This is a genomic window from Corynebacterium sp. MSK074, from assembly GCF_030229735.1.
In the GTDB taxonomy this organism is placed as follows: Bacteria; Actinomycetota; Actinomycetes; order Mycobacteriales; family Mycobacteriaceae; genus Corynebacterium.
Genome location: NZ_JASPIX010000039.1, coordinates 1 through 423, shown reverse-complemented (window position 1 = coordinate 423; position 423 = coordinate 1). Strand labels below are relative to the sequence as shown.

General features: G+C 60.3%; 1 pseudogene. It reads right to left on the bottom strand.

What is annotated here, in order from left to right:
* Window positions 1-423, bottom strand: a pseudogene (locus QP965_RS11455) (HNH endonuclease signature motif containing protein); the annotation flags it as partial.

Genomic DNA, 423 nt, shown 5'->3' with positions numbered 1-423 from the left:
TCGATGAGTGCTTGTGCTGCGGTGGTGGTGGTCTGGTTGGTGTAGGCGTCGATGTGGCGGGCGATGATGGTGGCGGTAGCGCTATCGCAAGTAAGCGTGAGTGTGGTGGTGTTATCCGGGTTGTAGTTGATGCGCAGTCGTGGTTCGGGTTTGTGTTCTTTGTCTTCGGGGCGCAGGTGGGTGTCGATGAAGGTGCGGATAAAGCGGCGTAGATCCGCGTCGGTGGGGACTGTTTGGTTGGGTGTGGTGGGGGTGAGGAAGTCTGCGAGTGCGGCGTCGATGGCTTCGAGGTGGTCTGGGTTGTTGTCCAGGCGGGTGAGTTCGCGGTCGATGATGCGCAGTTTGGTCAGGTCGAGTATCCAGTGCTGGCCTTGGACTTCGGTGACTAGGGGTAGTTGGCGCATGCGGAAGTGGGCGCGCAGG